Source organism: Pseudomonas sp. NFR16, from assembly GCF_900108875.1.
Taxonomy (GTDB): domain Bacteria; phylum Pseudomonadota; class Gammaproteobacteria; order Pseudomonadales; family Pseudomonadaceae; genus Aquipseudomonas.
The window spans coordinates 49,518-64,925 of sequence record NZ_FNYJ01000006.1 but is presented as its reverse complement, the minus strand read 5'-3'; the positions used below and the strand labels follow the sequence as shown (position 1 = coordinate 64,925).

The window sequence follows — 15,408 nt, the reverse complement described above, 5'->3', positions numbered from 1 at the left end:
CTTCGCAAGTCGTGCATAGCCATCGCTCAGAATGATGTGCCACAACGTGCCTGTGCCAAAAATCGGGAGAAGATGAGTACCCCAAGCCCTGTCGCCATCGATCCAAATATCGGTGTGCGTGTGAAGGTGCCCAGCGCTTCAAATGAGCTTTTCCCTTCACCGGGTTTGAACGCCTTCCAGATGCACGCCAATCCGATCAAGCTGAAAGGCCAACACCAGGCGCTGTGACTTATTGGATCAACACAAATAGAGACCGCCCTTGTAAGATCTACACACGAATTTTTCACATTTTTTTCACAAAAAGACGACATTCCTATTTTCGATGGGGACGCCCCATTGATTGTGTTAGGGCATGCTCTGGGACGGCTTTTCAGCCACTACTGTTACCTAATTTCAAGCGGGCAAGGAAGCGAGAGAGCCTGCACGATCACCCGTAGATAACACGCCGGAGCATGATGGAGAGGTTCGCGATAAAGGGACGGAATTTACAGAATGATCGACATCCAGTAGCCGCTTCTCACGGTTGTGCTGACCACTGCAATCATGATCTTTAGCGATCTGCACGACGGAGGGTCGACAGAATTCATCATGCTTGGCTGATCATGCTCAAGCACAGACAGTGATTACCAAAGAGGGAAGACAATGTCGAAAGATGGGGAGCAATCGAAACCTTCGGTCAGTCTCGAAGATTTTCTGAACGTACGTGAGAATGCCTGGCTGGACGCAAGTGCTCATACGCCTCGATTGGAAGCCTTGTCGGCATCGGTATTGTCCTCACGGCGACTGAGCAGGATGGATACGCTTCCTGACTTTCAAGCAGAGGTCATGTCGTCCGTTGCGGCTGCTTCCAAGCCATACCTTGATGCCATGTCTGCTTTACAAATGTCCATCAACACCCCCTTGGCTCAAACAGCAGCGGTAGTGAGCAGTCTCAGCGAAAGGATGGGCGCTCCAGCGATATCGGCGGCGCACGCAATCTCGGAACAAGTGAGACAATGGAAGGATCTGGCGCGCCCGACTTTTGAAGCAGTGGGAGGCATCACCACTGGCCGATGGTGGGATTCACTGACGCAAACTTCAGCGAGCGACTCGCTGCGCCACATAGCGGAGCAGTTTGCGCAGATCCAGTCCTCCCCGTTATCCGGACATTATTTTTCAGCGTCATCGCCGTTCGATTCAATCCTGTCTTCAAATAAAGCATCGGAAAACCTTGAGCGAATCTTCACGACCCTAGTTGGCTCCTCGCACCTAGGCTCAGCGAGCAGCCTCGAATCGCTCCTCGTAGACACGGCCTCGTTACGCAACAGCACGGTCTTTCGAGCTATGGAAGCTGCGGGCGGTACAACGCTTGATTCGATGATCGAATCCTCCGCTGCTTACGTCCACGCGGAGCTTGCGAGGGATGCGCCCGTCTACCTCGATGAGCAAGAGATTCCCACAGTACAGAGCGAGATCGTCCAAGCGCTGACACAGGGTGATGGCCAAGCGAAGCTAACGCCAGCTGCGCTTCTGTTTCTGTACTGCCTTTTCATCTTCGTATCAGGTGCCTACACCGTTTTAAGCCAATGGCAGGACGTACGGGAAGGCATATGCGACTGGAATGACCGTATCCCCAACGCCCTTACTACGGCGCAGGCGCGGAATAACATCAGATCGTTCTTCTGCCACATGCCCATCAGTGCATCTGCCCGGCTGCGGCTTGTAGCCCGCGACAATGTGAATCTGCGCGGAGAGCCTCGACTTAAGTCAGAAGTGATTCTGACCCTCGACAAGTATTCGATTCTTGAAGTGATTGATTCGACCGATCGAAAATGGCTGCAGGTCATGTACAAGCATGACGACGCTGAGATCGTTGGATGGGTTTCGAGGAGCATGGTGCGGACGATCTCAAAGTAGATTTCACCCAGCAACGTCCCGGTATGAAAACGGGTTGGTCACGCGCCAGAGGTCAAAGGCTTCTTCATGTAACGGCTCTCCCAATCGACGGGGCATCACCGATGAAAATCAATCTCCTGTGATAGGCTCCACGGCCTGGAACACAAGGTGTCTTTGCCTTTCTTGGAAACGGGCCACGAAGGAGAGTAGCTTGGGAAGCTGGAGCACACGATGTCGCTGAAATCTGCCATAGCAGCCGTACTCAAGGCACTGCGCGAGGCTCGCGGGGTTTCTCAGAACAATTTGGCGCAGGTGAGCAGCCGAACCTACGTCTCGAAGCTTGAAGGTGGGCACACCCGCCCGCCCCTTGAAATTTTGGCAACCTTGAGCTCGCCGCTCGGCTTGAGCCCCCTGGCACTGGTCGCTCTGACATTGGCGACACAGACAGGACAGTCAATCAGATCGCTAATGAGCGGAGTCGAGGGTGAACTCATCGAGCTTCCCAAGTCAGGCGCTTTCAATGAGCTGCAGATTGCCTTTAGCGACGGCGAGGCGCCAGCTCGATTAACTGCAAGAGCCAAGCATCGCCATGCTTTGATGCATCCCGGCAGACTGAGTTTTGTTTCGCGGACTGAGCCACCCGCCAATGCGCAGCTGGTTGTCATAGCCTGGCAGAGTCCTCTAATCCGCCGGGGCACAACACATATGCTACACACACTGACTGGGGCTAGATAAAAGCGATAGGCCCTCTTCCAGACTCCACCCTGAAGGCTCGCAAGCTGCTCAACGTCCCACTTCGCACGATGATATCGCCACGCTTGCTCGCTGAGCTTGGAAACATTCAAGTCCAGATGATCTGCCTGCGCAATGGTGTCAGGCGCTTTTCAACCGACCATGGCATTACGGAAAAGGTGGCATGAGCAAGTTGATCCAACCGGGTGGATGGTTCTCAAGCGATAATGGACTCGCTCTGGTGGAAGCAGCAAAAAGGGGCTGGGAGCCATCCAGGTGCCTAGCTATTATGGCCAGGCCGCGCTCGACCAAGGTGGCTTTGTGAGCATCCTCGACGAATGGAACGCGGGTAGGAATTTCGAATTCTATGTCGTGTTTCCCTTTGCCCGATACATCCCTCACCCGGGTGGGGGTATTGGCTGATTATCTGAAGGCTGAAGCAGAACGGCAAAACCCCTGGCAAGCAGGATGACCCCATTCAGCTCGATGATCAGCGACTCTGTTCAACCACTGCTGAGCCCCCTCAGCGACTAACACTCTGGGAGCAACGGAATGCAGTTTGTAGCAGATGGGCCAGATATCCCTGAAGAGCTTTTGCAGGCGCATGAGGAAGGACGAGTCGTCATTTTCTGCGGCGCAGGCATCTCGTATCCAGCAGGCCTGCCAGGATTCGGCGGTTTGGTTAAAGATATCTATAAAAACGCAGGCACGTTCCCAAACAAAATTGAGGAGGAAGCCTGCAAGAGGCAGCAATACGATGCCGTGCTCGATCTACTGGAGCAACGGATCAGCGGCCAGCACAAGACGCTCAGGACTGCCCTGTTTAAGTCGTTGAAACCCAACCTTAAACTCGAAGGAGCTACGGATACCCACGCAGCATTACTGAGGCTCGCTCGGACACGGTCAGGCACACTCCGGCTAGTGACGACCAACTTTGACCGGATATTCGAGGCAGCGGCCAAGCGCATCAGCGTGAAGCCTCAAATCTACACCGCCCCGATGCTCCCGATTCCAAAAAACAGCCGATGGAACGGGCTGGTATTTCTGCACGGTTTGCTTCCCAAAACTGCGGATGAGCACGAGTTGCGACGACTGGTAGTAACCAGTGGGGACTTCGGCTTGGCCTACCTGACCGAGCGCTGGGCGGCGCGATTCGTCGGCGAGCTATTCCGCAACTACACCGTTTGTTTCATCGGGTACAGCATCAATGACCCGGTGATGCGGTACATGATGGACGCTCTCGCTGCCGACCGCAGGCTGGGAGAAATCACCCCGCAGGCTTGGGCCTTCGGCGAGTGCGAGCCCGGCCAGGAAGCTCAGCAAACCGTCGAGTGGGAAGCTAAGGGGGTCACTCCGATACTCTACAAAGTGATTCCAGGCAGTTATGACCACTACCGCTTGCACACCACCCTCCACAGGTGGAGTGAGACCTACAGCGAGGGAACCACAGGCAAGGAGCGAATGGTTTCGTTGAATGCGCTCGCACGACCATCGGCCAGTACCAAGGAAGATGACTTTGTAGGCCGAATGCTTTGGGCGCTCTCGGACAAATCAGGCATTCCCGCAAAACGATTTGCAGACTTCAATCCGGTGCCCGCCCTTGAGTGGTTGACTGACGCGTTTTCAGACCCTCGATTCAAACACAGCGATCTGAACCGGTTTGGCGTGACAGCCCATCATGAAGTTGATCCTAAATTAATGTTCAACCTGGTAGCCCGCCCTACCCCCTACTCCCTTGCTCCACATATGCGACTCGTCTCCACAGGCTCGGAAAGCACGAGGTGGGACAGGGTAATGTGGGAGCTTTCGCGATGGCTGCTCAGACACCTGAATGACCCAGAACTGATTTTGTGGGTCGTCAGTCAAGGTGGGCATCTGCACGAAGAATTCCGGTCGAGGATCGACTACAGGCTGAGTGAGCTGGCCACGCTCCAACACAGTGGATCAAGTTCAGAACTCAAGGAGCTCCAAACTCACTCCCCCAATGCCATCCCGTCTCGGGAGATGGAAATTCTCTGGCGCTTATTGCTGAGCGGGCGGGTGAAATCGCCTTGGCGAGATCTTGATTTGTATCGCTGGGCAGAGCGCTTGCAGCTGGAGGGCATGACATTATTGCTGAAGCTGGAGCTTCGCGAGCTCCTTACTCCAAGGGTAGCGCTCAGAAGGCCGTTCCGCTGGGGCGATGAAGCACATGATGTGGATAAGCCCAAAACCATCAGAAGCATTGTGGATTGGGAGGTTACGCTGACGGCAGACCACGTCGGCTCGACACTCAAGGAGATGTTCGATCGAGACTTGGAAGAATTCCTGCCTGGCTTGATTGATGACTTCGCGCTTTTGCTGCTGGAGGCTTTAAACCTTCGAAGCGTCCTGGGTGGAGCAACCGCCCGCTCTGATCGCTCGAATTGGGATTTACCCTCGATCCAGGATCATGATCAAAACAAGCGGTCTCGGGACTGGGTTGCACTGATCGAATTGCTGCGCGATGCCTGGCTCACTATCCGAGCAGCAGACCCAGCGAGAGCAACTCGGATTGCTGTACAGTGGTTCGAGGTTCCCTACCCCACATTCAAGCGTCTGGCCCTGTTTGCAGCGAGTCAAAATGATTGCATCGCTCCTAAGCTGTGGGTGTCATGGCTGACTGCTGACGAGGGCTGGTGGCTATGGTCAGGAGACACCAGACGAGAGACGCTACGACTTCTGGTTCTGCAAGGAAGCCAACTTAGTGGTGTGACCGCCACTAAGCTCCAACAAGCGATCTTGAAAGGCCCACCTCGGGAGATCTTCAGAGACGATGTTGAGCCCGAGCGACTGCAGCAACACGCTGACCGCATGGTTTGGCTCGCGCTGGCGAAGCTTGATAGCTCAGGATTTCGGCTTAATGCATCTTCGACGAAGCGCTTTGCCAAGTTATCCACGGCTTACCCTGGCTGGAGACTTGCCGATAACCAGAAAGACGAATTCTCGCGCTGGACGAGCGGAACCGGCGATGCTGATTTTGAGAATAGTATCGTCCTGATAACGGCCCCCACCAAGCGAGCACAATTGGTGGATTGGCTGAAGGAGCCGCTCAAAAATCCGTACGGGCTGAGCCGCGACGATTGGGGAGACACCTGTCGCAGGCACCCCTTGAACTGCCTCTACGCGCTGAATGATCTCGTTGAACAAGACATCATACCGGTCGAGCGCTGGCGTGAATTTTTTCGTGTCTGGAGCAATAAGGCGTCGAACACTCGATTCTGGAGACACGCAGCTCCACTCGTTCAGGCACTGCCTGATCGCGCCTTGGCCGAGCTTGCATATAGCGTGTCAAATTGGCTAGAGGCGGTGTCGGATCACAACATTACTAACGAGGAGCCGCTGTTCACGCTATGCCGCCGAATAATGGCTCTGCCGCAAAATCCTGACGAGGTCGTTCAGGAAGAAGATGCCATGGCCCGCCCCGTGACAGATGCAATCAACCACCCTATTGGCATGGTCACCCAAGCGCTTGTAAATCGGTGGTTCAAACAGCCTATTCACGACAATGAGAAACTGTCACCGCCGTTTGCGGATTTTTTCACCGGCCTAGCTGACACCAGCTTAAGCCATTACCGTCATGCCCGAGTGATCCTCGGATCACACCTGATCGCGATCTTTCGAGTGGACAGGGAATGGACAACACGCCATCTGCTTCCTCTGCTGAATTGGGATCAGGACGCAGTCGAGGCCAAAGGCGTATGGGAGGGGTTTCTGTGGTCTCCCCGACCCTATGCTCCATTGCTGAAGGCATTCAAAACCGAGTTCTTACAAACGACGCAGCACTACAATGAGCTCGGTGAGCACAGTCAGCAATTCGCCGGTTTCTTTACCTATGCAGCCATAGATCCCGTCGAAGGCTACTCAGTTGAGGAACTACGAGCTGCCCTTCATGCATTGCCTTCTGAGGGTCTGGACGAAGCTGCACAGGCCCTCTCTCAAGCCCTTGAGGGTGCCGCAGAACAACGTGAAGAGTACTGGGACAATAGGATTGTGCCGTTCTGGCAGAATATCTGGCCCAAGGATCGAGATCGGAAAACAGTGAGAATTGCCGAATCGCTGGCTCGATTGACACTCGCTGCCGGGGAGAGATTTCCTTCTGCGATGGAAATGGTCGAGGATTGGTTTGGCCCGTTGGAGCATCCATACTTCATCGTAGCGACATTGCAAGACTCGATGTTCTGCGAGCGCTTCCCTGCTGCCGCATTGAAGCTTCTCAGCTTGATAATCGACGACAGCCGCTGGGTATTTGAAGAGCTTCGAACGTGCCTGAAACGCATCAGTGAGAGCGACCCAAGTCTAACCAGCGATCCTCGGTATCAGCGTCTACAAGATCAGTCCAGACAGTAAGCCTCAGTATCGGACAGAGGGCATCCACGCTGGTGCCCTGATTCCCGACTCATCTAAATGAGCATCAGTCCTTCGCCCTCTGCAACTACACGCAGGCTTAGCCAAACCTATCATTGAGATATTCAACACTCCGCCTCCATGCGGTGGTCGGCCTGATGGAAATTAGGGTTGCTCCCGACCATAGCTGATCTTCCACTGACATTGAGCCAAAACGAGCACACCGTAGGGTACTCAGATTATGCGCCGACAGTCTCTGCGTATATGAATTACTCCACGCAGAACGTGGGCCCCGCAGAGTCTCCCCCCAGCCAGCATTGGATTGTAGGCGATCAGCCCTTTCGTTCAGCATCGAGTGCGCAACTAGACTTCAAATTTGTAGTCGCTTTAGAGCCGGTAATGATCCACGGCATCCCCCGGCTTACCTCAGAGTGTCATCACAGATGCGTGCCAGGTTTCTGATGTTTTCGAGATACCCTCCCAGCGCCTATCGATCATACTGGTGGTCTTTCTTTCTGCAGCAATCCACCAATAACGGCGTACGTCTGGCGACAAAAAACCCTCAACCTAGTGGGCTGGCTGTTCCCAAAAGCAGCCAGCGGCATAGCCGCCAAAGATACGATCCTACGTCCAATAGATCTTTAAATCGTCATATGCGAGATCGACTTTAACGGCCTTGTAATCACGCTAAAATCCCCCCGTAGCACCTCTCACCAGGATTCTGAAGGCTTACGATAATGGGGATGCCCCTCGGTGCGCTCACCACGCGCAGACGCCCAGAAGTGTTTCGCGTGATGCTTATAGACCATGGTTGCCTCGGATAAATCGAAGGCCACGCCTTGAACCAAACTCAACAGGAGGCGCACGATTTCGAGATTGTCTTGGTAGAACACCTCAATCTCGTCATCGGTAGCCCAAACAGTCTTTTCACCTTCCTGGCTTGGCTGATCTGATGCATCAGCCTCCAGCACTGCCGCCGGTGCATCTGGTAGTTGGCGATGCGCCAAACGCTCGTGACGTAAGGTTTTCAGCTTCCTCAAAACCTCGGCAGCTGCACCGCCCTCGCTGTATTTGTTGATCAAGCTCAGTACCAAATCCCGTTTGGGTGTGAGTGACTCTCTCACTGCAGTGGGTACGAACATGGATCGAAGAACGATCCAATCTGAGGGGCCTCGTCGGCGAGTGATTTAACCCTCTTGATACATCTCCTGATCCCCCTTCCAATTTCCATGTCCATCTCCATGTCCAAAGGGTACATCCACTGCCTACGGGCGGAGAATGCCACTCAGGCTATAAACCCCGCGCGCCCCTTCGTGCAGGAGTTCATTGGTGACTTGGCCGGGCGCGTCATACCTGGTGCACCTCGCTTTAAGCAAGCGGAGCGCGCAGGCGTGAGGATGGATGCCCTAACGGCCAAGACCGGCGCTTTCAAACGGGCTTGGTTCACGACAGCCAGCCCGGGACGGGCACGCCATTACGTAATCTCCGATCCCTGTCAGTAACGCTGGCTCCGATTGCTCAACGCTCCAGTACGGATGATGCAAATCCGATCCTCAAAATATAGAGTCAGTTTCCTAAATCCCCGCTGAAACGGGCATCCCGCAGATGGTCTGGAAGCAGCTCAACCGGCGCAAGTCCAAGCGCTGTCCAAGTCAGATCATGCCAAATCTCGTTTTGGATGATGTAGCTACCAACCATCTCGCAAGGCTCCTCCGCGTCTTCACAGTCCTCGGCATCAACTGACATCAATGATCCCTTCGGCAGGATGTCGATTAGGAGGTCAATGATTGCGGTGGGATATCTACCCTTGCGGTCGAGATAAGCTATCGGGGAAAACCTGAAGCAACCCCAGTCCTGCCTGTGAGCCACAACGTGGATGAGTTTTCCCCGCAGCGATTGGTACGTGAAATTGGCAGCAACCAGCCACCATATCAACTCGACATCTTCGATTTCCATGCCTTCGGGCGGGGTCTCTCTATGATTCTCAAACTCCTCGAAGAGCACCACCTCAGGCCGAGGAATTGGCTGGCCTGGTTGCCAGGAGGTTAGCGTCTGTTCAGAACCGAATACGTTGTCCTGAGGATGATGAACGTCGGTGTCATGGACGTCTGAGGTTCGCATTACGACTGGCTCTCTAAATTTTCAGAGAACATTACCCGAGAAGCTGCTGGATAGGCGAACTCTCACACCGGACGCTTACACTGGGCGCTCAAGGAAGGTATTTTTCGAGAGTCGCAGCATGGTACCCATGGAGATTGAGAGGACGAATCTCCCATCTGCACGGCTTGGGTTTACCAACCTCTATTGTAGGACGACACTGGAATAGGAAAGCGGACTGAGTGGACGACATCCCGTCCCTTCAACAACGTCGTAAGCTCACAGCGCTGGAGTGCGGTAGGTCACGTGACAGGGCCCTGACCAGGAATGCCCATGTCTACTCATGTTCGATGCCCGCCGTGTCAAACCAGGCACTACGCGCACATGCAAGATACGCCTAGAGAAGGTATCGTCATGAAAACAGAGTTACCTCATGGCATAATGCCATCAACAAGACTCGTAAGGAAATGCTGTGGGCTACAAATTGAAAGAAGGTGAGAATAACTACCTCCCCCCCTCATTTTTGAAAGAATTCGTTAGATATGACTATGTCCCTCCCGGCATCGATCGCTCAAAGGACGATATCCTCAATTCGATCGCAAAAGCGCGGATGGTTTTCGCTCGTCATAAAGTAAAAGTCAGGCAAGGTAGCTCAGTTGACCAACTGCTTTCGCGTGCGGAAAGAGAAATACGCAAGAGTTCAGGAATCCGAGCGAGAGCAGCGGATCTTCAATACGTCATTGCCCTGACGGGTCTCCTGATAGGCTTGGCAGATGAAAAAGGTATCAGCATACTTTTAGATCGTATCGCCAAAAGTAACATGGAGACCTCCTGTGTAAAACCGTCCCAGGGTAAGGATGCGGTATGGGAGCTTTCTTGCATGTCAACTTTCCAAATTGGTGCTATTCACACACGCCTTGCTGAACCTGACATCGTGATCGACATCGGCGAAGGCGACTACGGCGTAGCCTGCAAGAAAGTGTATTCTGAGAATAGTGTTGAGAAGTGTATTGCGAAGGGCGTAAAGCAAATCGCCGATGCCCAAATGCCCGGATTCATCGCCTTGAATATCGACGAACTCCTGATCCCTCCGCGTCGATTAATGTATGCAATGGATCAGGAAACCTTAAGAGGAATTCTTCAAGGGTATGCAAGCGACTTCAGAGCGCGACATCTTTCGACCTTAGAAAAATATGGACAGGAGGGGGCCTGCGACGGTTTTATTTTAAGTGCAACAAAAGTCGGATGGCTGCTGACCACTCGTCAATGGGTACAAATAACTGTAAACCTTCACGCGCCTATGCAAAGCACGAAGGCCCCAGGAAGTGTGCGTTTGGATAAGCTGGGACGACTGACAGCAAACGCGGACGGCCTAGAGGCTTGGGTGGCCAAAGTGGGCGGAAAGGCATTTGGCCTGTGAGGATTTTATCTATCATCTGGCATGCTTGAACACGGGCTGCCACCATCTGTACCCAACCTGTAAAACTATCAGGTTTACAGGTCAAAAAAGGTGGTTTACATCCGGCGCTTTCTACCTCGTTCATCTCACGAGCGGGCGATCACAGCGCAGGCTCCACACGAACACCTCAATTGCGGTCGTCAATGCTTCATCAGTTCCGGCTGAGGTTATCCAGGGAGGATTGCGGATAGTGGAGCGCTCGCCCTACAGTGCGTGCAACAGATCATGATTTTCTCGCAGCCGATTACAGGTCGTGCGCAGAACCCCATGAGCTCTGGGCGAAGCCATTATCATCAACCAGGATCAGGTTCATCCTTGCTCGATAACGCTCGTTCTCAAGCCCTCTATACTCGATAACCAACGGAATGACCCCTCCGCTCTTCCAAGCCCCTGACTCTCCACCAAGGTGTCCAAAGGCGTTTGTGATCCGCTTGCCGTTGGCCAGTACAGAAATTTGTTTATCGCTGAAAAAACAGTGCCGCGCATCGCCTGGGATTTCAGCTCCGTTCGGGTGATCCAAAGCTGCTAGAACGTGCTTCTTGATCGCAACCAACTTGATGTCTTTAGCGGGCCGATTCCCAGAATTTTCCAACACGATATTCAGCGCTATAGCCTTTTCGCCAGCGGCCGCACTCGCAATCCATGCCGTGAGAATGGGCCGGTTCGTTTTTCTCCAGAGACGCCAGGTGAGCGTCAGCGAGCTGATGGCAACCAGAAGTGAGGCCGCTGCCACACTGATTCCAATGAACGCCAACGGATTCTCAATCGCTTTGGCCGCCACAATATCCATCATCATTAAAAACTTCTCCTCGCTCGCTTCCAAGAAATTTCACTTCCCATGGGCGCTGGAAATCTACTGGGTCGAAGGCCCAGCGCGGATGTCCGAATAGATGATTTTCCGAGGGGGGGATGGCACCGCTTCCCAACCGAATATCGATGTCTGAACCGATGTCTGCACCGCTCGAACATTCAGTCAGTTACGCGAGCCTTTCGTCAAGTGTGGAACTGGGCGCTGACAGGATGCTTGGTTCGTTGCTTGGTCGTTGGGAAGTGAAGCAACAGGATTGAGCTCTTTACGCTACGCCAATGGCGCTGAACATCAATGGGAATGGGGCTTTCACAAGCATGCAGCTGAAGGCGCCTTGTCTTTTTGGTGTGCAGCAGAGCGCAGTAGCGTGCATTCAGCTGAGTGCAGACTGGTGATTCTGGGCTTTGGGGGATAGGCACCTGGCCGGGGCATCGAAAATGACCAGACACATAAAAAGGGCTTAGATCGCTCCAAGCCCTGATTCTACTGAGTGTGGCGGGAAACCAGGGATTCGAACCCTGGGTACGCTATTAACGTACGCCGGTTTTCAAGACCGGTGCATTCAACCACTCTGCCAATTTCCCGGATGCTGCTGATGGGAGGTGTGTAGTGTGCAGTCAGGATGTACCTAAGATAAGAACTCAGGGACCTGTTACAGTCGGCAGTTTTCAAGACTGCTGCCTTAAACCACTCGGCCACACCTCCAATTGCGTTGCGGGCGCCATAATACCGGAATGAAACAAGCTGTCAAACTCTCTGCCTGGCGCGGGGCTTCGGCTCTGTTATGATCTTTGCAACTTGAGGTTTCAAACCGCTCATTTCACATCAGGAGTAGCGCCATGCGCGAACAGGATTACGCAGTCAACAACCGCGTGCAGGTCGAGCAGCTAGAGGTTAGCCGCGTCCTGCGCAACACTTATGGCCTTCTGGCCCTCACTCTCGCATTCAGCGGCATCATGGCGTTCGTCGCGCAGCAGATGAACGTCCGCTACCCAAATGTTTTCGTCGTGCTGATCGGTTTCTACGGTCTGTTCTTCCTGACCAACAAACTGCGCGATTCGGCGTGGGGCCTGGTATCGGCGTTCGCGCTGACCGGCTTCATGGGTTTCATCCTCGGCCCGATCCTCAACCGCTACCTGGGCATGCAGGGCGGCGCTGAGATCGTTTCCTCGGCGTTCGCCATGACCGCGCTGGTGTTCGGTGGTCTGTCGGCCTACGTGCTGATCACCCGCAAGGACATGAGCTTCCTCGGGGGTTTCATCACCGCTGGCTTCTTCGTCTTGCTGGCCGCTGTGCTGGCGAGCATGTTCTTCCAGATCAGCGGCCTGCAACTGGCAATCAGCGCAGGCTTCGTCCTGTTCTCGTCGGTCTGCATCCTGTTCCAGACCAGCGCCATCATCCACGGTGGCGAGCGCAACTACATCATGGCAACGATCAGCCTGTATGTATCGATCTACAACCTGTTCATCAGCCTGTTGCAGATCTTCGGCATCATGGGCCGCGACGACTGATTCGACGCGCCTTCCAACAAAAAGCCCGCTTCGGCGGGCTTTTTGCTGTCTCGCGTTCATGAATTCTTTATCATTGCCTGCATTGACCACACCGTTTTGCTGCCGAGCCGCCCATGAAGTTCGCGATTGCCCTCTACTCCCCTGCTCACGCGCCCTCGTCGCGCCGGGCCTTGCTGTTCGCGCAGGCGGTCCTGGCAGGCGGCCATGAAATCGTGCGGCTGTTTTTCTATCAGGATGGCGTGCACAGCGCGTCGTCCAGCATTGTGACGCCGCAGGATGAACAGGACGTCGCGGCGCAGTGGCGGGACTTTGTGACAGACAATCAACTAGACGGCGTCGTCTGCATCGCCGCGGCCCTGCGCCGTGGCGTTCTCGACGCGGACGAAGCCCGGCGTTACTCGCGCCCGGCCGTCAATCTCGCAGCGCCTTGGGAGTTGTCCGGTCTGGGCCAGTTGCACGATGCGGTGCAATCGGCCGATCGTCTGATCTGCTTTGGAGGGCCATGACATGGCAAAGTCATTGTTGATCATCAGTCGGCAGGCGCCATGGGCCGGGCCAAGTGCTCGCGAAGCGCTGGACATCGCCCTTGCAGGCGGCGCGTTCGATCTCCCGCTGGCGATGCTGTTTCTGGACGACGGCGTGTTGCAGCTGCTGCCCGCCCAGGCCGCCGGCGAACTGCAGCAGAAAGACATCACCGCCAACCTGCAGGCGCTTTCGATGTTTGGCGTCGATGATCTGTTTGCCTGCCACACCAGCCTGGCCGAGCGTGGGATGGGCCCAACTGAACTGAACGTCGAGACGCTGCAGGTCCTGCGCGATCAGGAGATCGCCGCGCTCATTGACCGTTACGACCAGGTGATTACGCTCTGATGTCGACTTTGCATGTGTTATCTCACTCGCCTTTTACAGACACGCGCCTGAACAGCTGCCTGCGCCTGCTTGGCAGCGCCGATGCGATTCTGCTCTGCGGCGACGCCACGTACGCGCTCAGTGCCTCGACGGCACCGCGTCAGGCGCTGGAAGCGCGGGCCGACAATCTGTTGTTGTTTGTGCTGGACGAGGACGCCAAAGCGCGAAATCTCCCACTGCCGAAATGGGCAACGGCTGTCGACTATCCCCGATTCGTCGCATTGTCAGTGCAATACGACAAGGTCAACACCTGGCTATGAAGCAACTTATCGTCGAAGGACGTACCCTGGCACTGGACAAGGACGGCTACCTCGAAGACCTGCACGCCTGGTCTGACGAGGTTGCCCAGGCCCTGGCGCTGGAGGAAGACATCGTTCTGACCGCCGAGCACTGGGAAATCCTGCGGCTGCTGCGTGACTTCTACGCCGAGTTCCAGCTGTCACCCGCCACACGGCCGCTGGTCAAGTACACCGCGCTCAAGCTCGGGGCCGAAAAAGGCAACAGCCTGCACCTCAACCGTCTGTTCAACGGCACTCCTGCCAAACTTGCCGCCAAGCTGGCGGGCCTGCCCAGACCGACCAATTGCTTATGACTGATTTCACCCCACTCGTGACCGAAACGCCCGCCGAGCACCCGTTCGCACAGTTCGTGCGCATTCTGGGCAAAGGCAAACGCGGCGCGCGCAACATGACCCGCGAAGAGGCCCGCGAAGCGATGGGCATGGTGCTCGATCAGAAGGTCGAGGACACCCAGCTTGGCGCCTTCCTCATGTTGCTGCGCCATAAGGAAGAAAGCGCAGACGAACTCGCGGGTTTCACCGCAGCGGTGCGCGAACGACTGAATGCACCGCCGCTGGCGGTCGACGTTGACTGGCCGACCTACGCCGGCAAGAAGCGCCATCTGCCCTGGTACCTGCTGGCCGCCAAATGCCTCGCGCAGAACGGCGTGCGGGTGCTGATGCATGGCGGCGGCGCTCATACTGCGGGCCGTCTCTACAGCGAGCAACTGCTCGATTCGCTGGGCATTCCGCTGTGCCGCAACTGGCAAGCGGTCGGTCAGGCGCTCGAACAACAGAACATCGCGTTCATCCCGCTGGGCGACTGGGCGCCGCAGTTGCAGCGCATGATCGACCTGCGCAACACGCTGGGGCTTCGCTCGCCGATCCATTCGCTGGCGCGCATCCTCAATCCGCTCGGGGCTCGCTGCGGCTTGCAGAGTATCTTCCATCCCGGCTATCAGGCCGTGCACCGCGACGCGAGCAGCCTGCTGGGCGATCACGCCATCGTCATCAAGGGCGACGGCGGGGAAATCGAAATCAACCCGGATACCATCAGCCACCTTTACGGCACAACAGCGGGTCAGCCCTGGGACGAAGAGTGGCCGGCGCTGTCCGATCGTCGTCATGTCAAACCCGCAACCCTCGACCCGCAGCAACTGATTGCCATCTGGAAGGGCGAAGCGCAGGACAGCTATCCGCAGCTGGCACTGATCGCCACGATCGCGCTGGCATTGCGGGGCCTGGGCATGCCCAGGCCCGAAGCGTTCGAATGCGCCGAACAATACTGGGCAAACCGGGATAAATCGATTTAATCGATTATTACAGCCCAGTCTTTGCGCTATTTGTTCGAACGATTCTCTTTAGACTGATCTCC

At 55.3% G+C, this 15,408-nt stretch carries 14 protein-coding genes, 2 tRNA genes and 1 pseudogene; 11 read left to right on the top strand and 6 right to left on the bottom strand.

What is annotated here, in order from left to right; all coding sequences use genetic code 11:
* Positions 1-72: 72 nt before the first annotated feature.
* From BMZ10_RS27765 to dsr1, 4 genes are all read left to right on the top strand, one after another.
* Positions 73-228, top strand: a complete 156-nt coding sequence (locus tag BMZ10_RS27765; RefSeq protein ID WP_177182187.1) for a hypothetical protein — start codon at positions 73-75, stop codon at positions 226-228.
* Positions 229-642: 414 nt separating this feature from the next.
* Positions 643-1,896 (top strand): SH3 domain-containing protein, encoded by a 1,254-nt coding sequence (locus BMZ10_RS21470; RefSeq protein WP_093466881.1) that lies wholly within the window; start codon positions 643-645, stop codon positions 1,894-1,896.
* 210 nt (positions 1,897-2,106) lie between these two features.
* Positions 2,107-2,610: a helix-turn-helix domain-containing protein gene (locus tag BMZ10_RS21465; RefSeq protein ID WP_256214549.1), complete on the top strand. Its 504-nt coding sequence runs from the start codon at positions 2,107-2,109 to the stop codon at positions 2,608-2,610.
* Positions 2,611-3,159: 549 nt separating this feature from the next.
* The gene (gene dsr1 / locus BMZ10_RS21460) at positions 3,160-6,975 is read left to right on the top strand and encodes an anti-phage defense-associated sirtuin Dsr1 (protein WP_093466878.1); all 3,816 of its coding nucleotides are present in this window, start codon (positions 3,160-3,162) and stop codon (positions 6,973-6,975) included.
* Positions 6,976-7,682: 707 nt separating this feature from the next.
* On the opposite strand, the gene BMZ10_RS21455 is transcribed toward dsr1, so the two are convergent.
* Positions 7,683-8,054: an AbiU2 domain-containing protein gene (locus BMZ10_RS21455; RefSeq protein WP_143070317.1), complete on the bottom strand. Its 372-nt coding sequence runs from the start codon at positions 8,052-8,054 to the stop codon at positions 7,683-7,685.
* A 484-nt stretch (positions 8,055-8,538) separates the two neighbouring features.
* On the bottom strand, positions 8,539-9,093 hold the full coding sequence (locus BMZ10_RS21445; protein WP_093466869.1) for a hypothetical protein: 555 nt from the start codon (positions 9,091-9,093) through the stop codon (positions 8,539-8,541).
* 448 nt (positions 9,094-9,541) lie between these two features.
* Here BMZ10_RS21445 and BMZ10_RS21440 point away from each other — a divergent pair, with 448 nt between their 5' ends.
* Positions 9,542-10,489 (top strand): hypothetical protein, encoded by a 948-nt coding sequence (locus BMZ10_RS21440; protein ID WP_093466867.1) that lies wholly within the window; start codon positions 9,542-9,544, stop codon positions 10,487-10,489.
* Between the two features lie 283 nt (positions 10,490-10,772).
* Here BMZ10_RS21440 and BMZ10_RS21435 read toward each other — a convergent pair whose 3' ends face one another.
* The 3 genes from BMZ10_RS21435 to BMZ10_RS27760 form a co-directional block, all read right to left on the bottom strand.
* The gene (locus tag BMZ10_RS21435; RefSeq protein ID WP_093466864.1) at positions 10,773-11,324 is read right to left on the bottom strand and encodes a hypothetical protein; all 552 of its coding nucleotides are present in this window, start codon (positions 11,322-11,324) and stop codon (positions 10,773-10,775) included.
* Between the two features lie 505 nt (positions 11,325-11,829).
* Positions 11,830-11,920 (bottom strand) — tRNA-Ser (locus BMZ10_RS21430).
* Positions 11,921-11,933: 13 nt separating this feature from the next.
* Positions 11,934-12,041, bottom strand: a tRNA-Ser gene (locus tag BMZ10_RS27760).
* A gap of 134 nt (positions 12,042-12,175) precedes the next feature.
* On the opposite strand from BMZ10_RS27760, the gene BMZ10_RS21425 reads away from it, so the two are divergent.
* Positions 12,176-12,847, top strand: a complete 672-nt coding sequence (locus BMZ10_RS21425; RefSeq protein ID WP_093466862.1) for a Bax inhibitor-1/YccA family protein — start codon at positions 12,176-12,178, stop codon at positions 12,845-12,847.
* 113 nt (positions 12,848-12,960) lie between these two features.
* A complete protein-coding gene (tusD, locus tag BMZ10_RS21420; protein ID WP_093466860.1) occupies positions 12,961-13,353 on the top strand; it encodes a sulfurtransferase complex subunit TusD in 393 nt (130 codons plus the stop codon).
* On the opposite strand, the pseudogene BMZ10_RS28395 reads toward tusD, so the two are convergent.
* Positions 13,261-13,467, bottom strand: a pseudogene (locus BMZ10_RS28395) (hypothetical protein); the annotation flags it as partial. The gene tusD and the pseudogene BMZ10_RS28395 overlap by 93 nt on opposite strands.
* Here BMZ10_RS28395 and tusC point away from each other — a divergent pair.
* From tusC to BMZ10_RS21400, 4 genes are read left to right on the top strand one after another with little or no spacing between them, the layout of a single operon-like run.
* A complete protein-coding gene (tusC, locus tag BMZ10_RS21415; protein WP_371266134.1) occupies positions 13,367-13,717 on the top strand; it encodes a sulfurtransferase complex subunit TusC in 351 nt (116 codons plus the stop codon). The pseudogene BMZ10_RS28395 and the gene tusC overlap by 101 nt on opposite strands.
* Entirely contained in the window at positions 13,717-14,016 is a 300-nt protein-coding gene (tusB, locus tag BMZ10_RS21410; RefSeq protein ID WP_093466856.1) for a sulfurtransferase complex subunit TusB, read from the top strand. Before tusC ends, tusB begins: the two co-directional genes overlap by 1 nt.
* Positions 14,013-14,348 carry a TusE/DsrC/DsvC family sulfur relay protein gene (locus BMZ10_RS21405; RefSeq protein ID WP_093466854.1) on the top strand — a complete coding sequence of 112 codons (336 nt, stop codon included), beginning with the start codon at positions 14,013-14,015 and terminating at the stop codon, positions 14,346-14,348. The genes tusB and BMZ10_RS21405 overlap by 4 nt, the downstream gene beginning before the upstream one ends.
* Entirely contained in the window at positions 14,345-15,346 is a 1,002-nt protein-coding gene (locus BMZ10_RS21400) for a glycosyl transferase family protein (RefSeq protein ID WP_093466851.1), read from the top strand. The genes BMZ10_RS21405 and BMZ10_RS21400 overlap by 4 nt, the downstream gene beginning before the upstream one ends.
* Positions 15,347-15,408: the final 62 nt, after the last annotated feature.